8 protein-coding genes and 1 pseudogene are annotated in these 6,351 nt (G+C 63.8%); 3 read left to right on the forward strand and 6 right to left on the reverse strand.

Annotation, left to right across the window (positions count from 1 at the left end):
* From QZV94_RS19700 to QZV94_RS19710, 3 genes are all read left to right on the forward strand, one after another.
* Positions 1-278 (forward strand): ATPase, T2SS/T4P/T4SS family (locus tag QZV94_RS19700; RefSeq protein WP_293680809.1); only part of this gene is annotated, 278 nt, incomplete at its 5' end.
* A 72-nt stretch (positions 279-350) separates the two neighbouring features.
* The gene (locus QZV94_RS19705) at positions 351-713 is read left to right on the forward strand and encodes a PilZ domain-containing protein (RefSeq protein WP_293680812.1); all 363 of its coding nucleotides are present in this window, start codon (positions 351-353) and stop codon (positions 711-713) included.
* Between the two features lie 212 nt (positions 714-925).
* The gene (locus tag QZV94_RS19710) at positions 926-1,051 is read left to right on the forward strand and encodes a hypothetical protein (protein ID WP_293680836.1); all 126 of its coding nucleotides are present in this window, start codon (positions 926-928) and stop codon (positions 1,049-1,051) included.
* A gap of 25 nt (positions 1,052-1,076) precedes the next feature.
* On the opposite strand, the pseudogene QZV94_RS19715 reads toward QZV94_RS19710, so the two are convergent.
* The 6 genes and pseudogenes from QZV94_RS19715 to QZV94_RS19740 all read right to left on the reverse strand — a co-directional run.
* Positions 1,077-1,887 (reverse strand): annotated as a pseudogene (locus QZV94_RS19715) (IS481 family transposase); the annotation flags it as partial.
* Between the two features lie 114 nt (positions 1,888-2,001).
* Complete coding sequence (gene epsI, locus QZV94_RS19720) at positions 2,002-2,697, reverse strand: exosortase-associated protein EpsI, V-type (protein ID WP_293680815.1); 696 nt, start codon at positions 2,695-2,697, stop codon at positions 2,002-2,004.
* Positions 2,694-3,569 (reverse strand): exosortase V, encoded by an 876-nt coding sequence (gene xrtV, locus QZV94_RS19725; RefSeq protein WP_293680818.1) that lies wholly within the window; start codon positions 3,567-3,569, stop codon positions 2,694-2,696. Before xrtV ends, epsI begins: the two co-directional genes overlap by 4 nt.
* Positions 3,570-3,572: 3 nt before the next feature.
* Complete coding sequence (locus QZV94_RS19730) at positions 3,573-4,265, reverse strand: CpsD/CapB family tyrosine-protein kinase (RefSeq protein ID WP_293680821.1); 693 nt, start codon at positions 4,263-4,265, stop codon at positions 3,573-3,575.
* 18 nt (positions 4,266-4,283) lie between these two features.
* The gene (locus tag QZV94_RS19735; protein ID WP_293680824.1) at positions 4,284-5,648 is read right to left on the reverse strand and encodes a hypothetical protein; all 1,365 of its coding nucleotides are present in this window, start codon (positions 5,646-5,648) and stop codon (positions 4,284-4,286) included.
* A gap of 17 nt (positions 5,649-5,665) precedes the next feature.
* On the reverse strand, positions 5,666-6,351 hold a 686-nt coding region (locus tag QZV94_RS19740; protein ID WP_293680827.1), incomplete at its 5' end, for an SLBB domain-containing protein.

Genomic DNA, 6,351 nt, shown 5'->3' on the forward strand with positions numbered 1-6,351 from the left:
GGCGAGGGGCTTTCGCCTTCCTGCGGGCGGTCAATTCGGGCCACCCGGGCTCGCTCACCACCGTCCACGCCGACAGCCCCGCCGGCGCCCTGGACCAAATCGCACTCCTGTCGCTGACCTCCGGTGTCGATCTCGGATGGGACAAGGTGCAGACCTACGTCAGCCGCGTAATCGACGTGGTGGTGCAGCTAGACCGCACCGCCGGCGCGCGACGGGTGAGCACGGTGCTGTTCCGGCCGGCCTCGAAATCGGCCTTCGAGACCCACGGCCAAGCCTGATCACACGAATACTGAGAATTACTCGCCTGCATGGGAACGGCTTCTCAACCTCCCCTTACTAAGAAGAAGGCTATGAACAGGCCTGCGCCCTCACACCACGAACGCCGCGCCGAGCCGCGTAAGAGCGTAAACGCGTCGGCGCGCCTGTTCCATGGCGCGACGCTCGCTTTGTGGGCCGACTGCACGATCCGCGACCTCAGCACTATCGGCGCGAAGATCGAGCTGCCGGAACTCCACGTGGCCCCGCCCCGCTTCGTCTTGCTCAACTTCGCCGCCGGCGTCGCCTATGAGGCGGTGCTAAAGTGGCGCCGCGGCAACATGGCGGGCACATCCTTCGAAGCCGTCCATGCCCTCGAGACCGCCACCGAACCCCGCCTCGCCCCGGTGCGCGAGCAATGGCTGGCGCTAAGGGGCGGGTTTGGCTCGGCCAGGTGATGTGGCAGGAAAGCCGCTCCGCACAGACTTTGATGCAGCATTGGCCAACGACTGTCTTTGTGGATCGCACGCGAGCTCGGTGTGGGCCTGTCATGTAGGTTCCGTCGGACGGGCCGATCTGGTATCAACTGTAACAACCACCTGTTAGCCGCCGCTATCGTCCGATCACATCTGAAAATGATTAGCAGCGACGCCAGCCCGAAAGCCCGCTCATGAACGCGCTTATCCTGCCCGCGCTCTGGCTGGCGGTCTCCGTGCTCGTCATTTGGACCTGGCGCGTGACGCCGAACGAAGACCCAAAGCCGATGGAACCGCGTGATGAACGGCGCGGGCGCTAGGTGTTAGTCCCGAGGCTAAGAGGATCGGGTCGAGCCTGAAGCGGTCCAGCTCGTCCGCCCAGGCCTTGCAGATGGCCTCGGGCGTGAGCTGCGTAGGGTCTTGGACCGTTTGGCGAAGTTGTAGGCGTCCAGAAAGGCGGCGAGGTGATCCTCGAGCCGGCGGTGGGTCTCGTAGTCATACCGCCGGGCGGCGGCTTCCTTGAGCGTGCGGGTCATCCGCTCGACCTGGCACCAGTCCCGCTCGAAGCCGTGCAGGCGGTAGCGCGCCATCGCGCCCCGAGCGGTGCTGAGGCACATCACAAAACTGGATGCCGTTATCGGTCAGCACCGTGTGGATCCTGTAGGGGACCACCGCGCTCAGGTCGGACAGGAAGCAGCCGGCGTCTTGACGTTGGCGGCGGGGTGCAGCTGGGCGAAGGCGTACTTGGAGGTGCGGTCCATGGCCACGAAGAGATGCAGCTTGCCCTCCTCAGTGCGGACCTCCGCGAATTCGGTGTGGAAGTAGCCGATCGGATAGGGCTTGAAGTGTTGCTTGGCGGGCTTGTCGCCCTCGATCTTGGGTAACCGGCTGATGCCATGGCGCTGGAAGGAGCGGTGCAGGGCCGAGCGGGTGAGATGCGGGATCGTCGCCTGCAGGGCGTACAGGCAATCGTCCAACGGCAGCACGGAAGGCAACCACCATGGCCTCCTCCTCGGCCGTTAGCACCATGGAACGAGGCGCCTTTGGGCCGATCGGCGCGTCCTCCAAGAAGCTCCGCTTCCGCCACTTGGCGACGGTCTTCTGGTTAAGGCCTAGCGGGCCGCTACTCTCTGAGCGGAGCCTTCGATCGCTGCATTGCCGCTCAGATGGCGTCCGTCGTCGTGGGGCTGCCGTGGGGTACCTGGCCCATAACACCTCTCGTAATAGCGGATCAGCTTGGCTGATTCCCCCTCACTCCGGGACCAGGCACCTAGGACTGGATGGCGCGCGCGAGCGAATTGCCCACCAGCGCGGGACGGCCATCGGCAGTCACCGACCTCAACAGACTGGCGATGAACGCGTCCAGATCCTTAAATGCAGCGTCGGCATCCTTCCCGATCATCGAGCACCGAAAGAGCGCGCCATCTGTGACGTAGCCCCGCATCGCCATCTCCAAACGAGCCTGTCTTTGTTCGCTTGCGCTGACGGGCAGAAACTCACCCAGACGGGTCCAATAGACGATGTTCTCGCGATAGCCAGACTTTTCGGCGATGACGCGCCGGCAGGGAAGCGCGGCGCCGCCGCCCAGAGGGAGCGTGGTCGCACGGCTCTCCACGATGCTGTACCCCACCGCCGGATAGCAGCTCTCTGGACGGTGCAATTGCAGCAGATCGCTTTGGTCATTGCCGTAGGCGACTAGCATCATGACCTGATCGCCCGTCTGTTCGTTGTAGTAGATGCGACTGACGGTCTCGCTGTACAGCTTGGAAGCGAGCGAGCCTTCGATCTTCGGTTGCAGAAGGTTGGCGTCCACCTGACTCGTCCACTGTGTGAACGCGGCCGGTACAATCGTCTCGATCTTGCGCTGCCCCAGGAGATTCAACTTGCGCCTCGGCCTCAACCCGAGGGCCAACCCCGCCGAAGCAACGGCCGCCCCGCCCAGTATAACGTCGCGCCGTGTGCTCATCTCGACGGCCTGGGCTTCAGCAGCGCGGCCAGAACGTTGTCGATCGCGAACACAAGCCCTAACGCCGTCGCGAACAAGAACAGGCCAGCGGCCATGTGCAGGAACCCTTGTGCGACGGCGTCACCAAAGAAGTAAGTAAGCAAAACCAGGGTCATGACACGAATGATATTTGCTGCGATGGCGATAGGTATGACCATGGTGAGAAGCAGCAGGGAATATCGCCACGACGCGCCTCTGAGGAGATAGATGTAGAACAGGCTTATTGCGATGAGGCCGACCAGCGAGTTCATCCCGGAACAAGCGTCTTCAACCAACAGCTGGTACGCGGCGACCTGGAGCGTCACGCCTTCCCGAATGATCGGCACGCCGAAAGTTCCAAGCACCGTGGTCGCCGCGTAGGAGGCGAATTCCTTGAGCGGCGCCGTCAGACTATCCATGGCCCAGCCGGGAGGCGGTACGATCAAGCCTAGGTAAAGGAGCGGAAACCAGTTTCGAATAAGTGGCCGCACGCCGACGAATGCGTGCAAGCAGGCGAGGCAGAACCCGTAAAGTCCCGCAGTCTCAAGGCTGATGAAGTCGTAGGCCCGGCCGCCCACGTACAGCGCCAGCGAGGCGATGCTCATCAGGCCCGTAAGCCAAGTCGAGCCCTGGGCGGCGCCGGCCCTCAGCTCGGAGAATTGCCTTGAGAGAAGCCACAGCCCAGTGGCTAAAACGATCGGCCCATGGGCTCCCGCCTCCGTCGACCAGACTTGCTTGGCGAGCGATGCCACCGTCGGCGCCGCGAGCACCAAAATGCCCACGAGGATCGGCCATCTACTCAAGATCATTGGAGCGTTGAACCGCGCCTGCTCCGCTCCCGTCGCCGCCGCCATCAACTATGCCTCGGTCATCACAGTGCCGACGACCCTTGCGCGGTCGTTCTCCAGCTGCCGGATCAGCGTTCGGACGTCGCTGATGAGCGACCGATTTCGTCCGGCGACTACGAGGCTGTATCCGACGACCGTGCTGACGCGATTCACATCCGAGCAAACGTTGGCCGGCGGCGTGTCAATGATTGTTGCGTCATAGTCGCGAAGACAGAAGCTCATCAGCTCGGCGAAGCGGTCAGTCGCCAGGAGCTCCTGCGGATTCGGCGGCTTCGCGCCTGCGAAGAGCACCGACAGGTCCGGGAAGACGTCGTCCTGGATGAATTCGGAGAACGGTGCGTTCGGCGTCGCCAAGCATTGTGCAAGGCCCGGAGCGGGACTGGAGCGCGCGAACAACTGGTCCACACCTGGGCTTCGTAGGTTCGCATCGACCAGGAGCGTCTTCACACCGATCTGCGAAAGGGCCAAGGCTAGGTTCGCAGCCACAAACGTGCAGCCGACGCTACTGGTCGACGCACAGACGGCGAGCGCCCGGCGCCCCTCACCGATGTGCCGCGCCATGACGCGCGTCCGCAGCGCGCGGAATTCCTCGGCCTGGGTGCTGGTCGCAGGGTCCAGCGCCACGAGGGCGCGCGAGAGTGTGTAGGACGCCTTCGATCCGCCGTCCTTCCCCAGTTCGTCGGTCGGTGCGTCGCGATGCATAGCCGCCATATCTTGGTCCTATGCAGCCTCTGCGCGGCGCCCGCGCGGACGGACCATGCCGGTCACGGCCGCAAGCGCGGGGCTGCCTGGCGGCAGGGGCTGGGTCGATATGACGGCCAGGAGCGGCGCATCGAAGGAATTCTCGAGGTCTTCAACGCCGCGCACCTTGCGCCGCACAAGCTCGAGGATCAGCGACAACAACAGGCCGATTCCCGCGCCGAGACCGATGGCTCCGCCGAAGATGAGTGGCTTGTTCGGAAACGAGGGCGCGCGCGGCGCGATGGCCTCGCTGAGAACCGCAATGCCGGAGTCCGCGACCGCCGCCTCTTGGCGCAGTTCCGCGGTGCGCGCCAGGGCTTTTTCCATCTGGCCGCGGTGGAGGTTCACGGTCGCCTGGAGTTGCGTAAGCTGCTCGATCTTCTCGCGGTTCGCTATGACTTTCGTTGTCTGCTCGCTGAGGGCCCTGGTTACCGCCCCGGCCGAGGCGGCCACCGCCTGACTGGCCGCGGCTTGCGCCGCGCGACTGGCCGCTGCGTCATCGGCGACCACCTTGGCGAGGGTCGCGCGCTGAGCGTTCATCGCGATCATGGCGGGGTGGTTCGGCCCGAAGGTCTTCGAGCTCTGCGCGATTTGCGCGTCAAGTTGAGCGAGCTGGATCGTCGCGGGCGAACTCTGCGGGACGTAAGTTGGCGAGGCGACAGGGATGCCAGCGCCGCTTCCCGAAAGCGCGCGCAGTCGGGCCGTCTCGATGTCGGTGGTGGAATCCTGCATGACGATATTGTTCGCACGCTCGAACTCGCGCTTTGCGGCGTCAGCCTGGTTCAGAAGGATGCGCTCCTTCTCGGCCTGCGCCGCATACCAATCGCCGTTTCGCGTGGCCTCACGTCGGCGACCGTTGAGCGTCGTCTCGATGTAGGCGTCGCGCAGGGCGTTAGCCATAGAGCGCGCATTGTCCGGGGTCGGCGCCCGGAAGATGATCTCCAGGATGTTCGTCCCGCTGACGACATCGACCCGGGTCCGGTCGATGATCCGCTGCGCCATGTTGCGGCGCAGGTTGTTGTCTTGATCGTTGGACGCGCCGTACTGCTGGATCACGTCCGGCTGGTCCAACCAGCCGAGCCGCTCTGCCGCCTCGCCCGCAACGCCATAGTCGCGGATGAGTTCCTTCTGCGTCGTGAGGTAGGCGCGAGACGCGTTGCTCGGGATCACTTCGCCAGTGACGGGGTCTGGCTTCAACGTGTTCAGCATCACCCTTGTCTTCGCTTCGTAGCTGGTCGGCACGACCAGGATCGCGATAACACCACCGATCGCCGTCGCCGTAACCGTAAGCAGCATCAGGAAGCGATACGCCCAGAGAATCCTAAGGAATTGAATTATGCTCATCGGAAACTCCAGTCGACCTAGAAGAGTCGCTCGCTAATCGTCAACACGTCACCCGGTTCGACCTTGTCGTCGGGCCTGAGCGTGATTTTCTTGTCGCCGCGTCTGACCTTGACCTTCTTGTCAGAGCCCGACTCGGTGACGCCGCCCCCCTTGGCGATAGCTTGGGCAACCGTCATACCTGTCTTCAGCGGATAGGAGCCAGGCGACCTAATTTGGCCGGATAAGTAAAACAAATCGGCAGGCGGGGCGAAGATTCTGTCGCCAGCCTCCACATACGGATCCTGCTCGGCCTCGCCCGAGATGATGCGATCGACAACGTAGCGCCTCTCGGGCCCGGCTTCAGACCGCACGATCACATAGTCCGCCGCGTCTCCTCTGACCCCGCCGACGCGGGCCAGAATCTCTGAGAGGCGATACCGGCGATTGATTGGCACGAGGCCGGGCGCGCCCACCGCACCGAGGATCGTCACATATCGGCTGGCATATCCGACGACCTCCACGTTCACGACCGGGTCGGCGTAGTAGCCGCCATCCCTGAGCGCCTTGCTGATGACGGCGCTGAGATCGCGCGGCGTCCGTCCGGCAGCCGTCAGCCTGGTCCCAAAGCTCGTCTGGAAAGTGCCATCCGCATAGATGCGCGCCCGCGTCCGGTCGTTGGTTCCCACCACGTCGTACTCGATCACGTCTTCAGGGCCTAAGACGT

This window comes from uncultured Phenylobacterium sp. (genome assembly GCF_902826855.1).
In the GTDB taxonomy this organism is placed as follows: Bacteria; Pseudomonadota; Alphaproteobacteria; order Caulobacterales; family Caulobacteraceae; genus Phenylobacterium.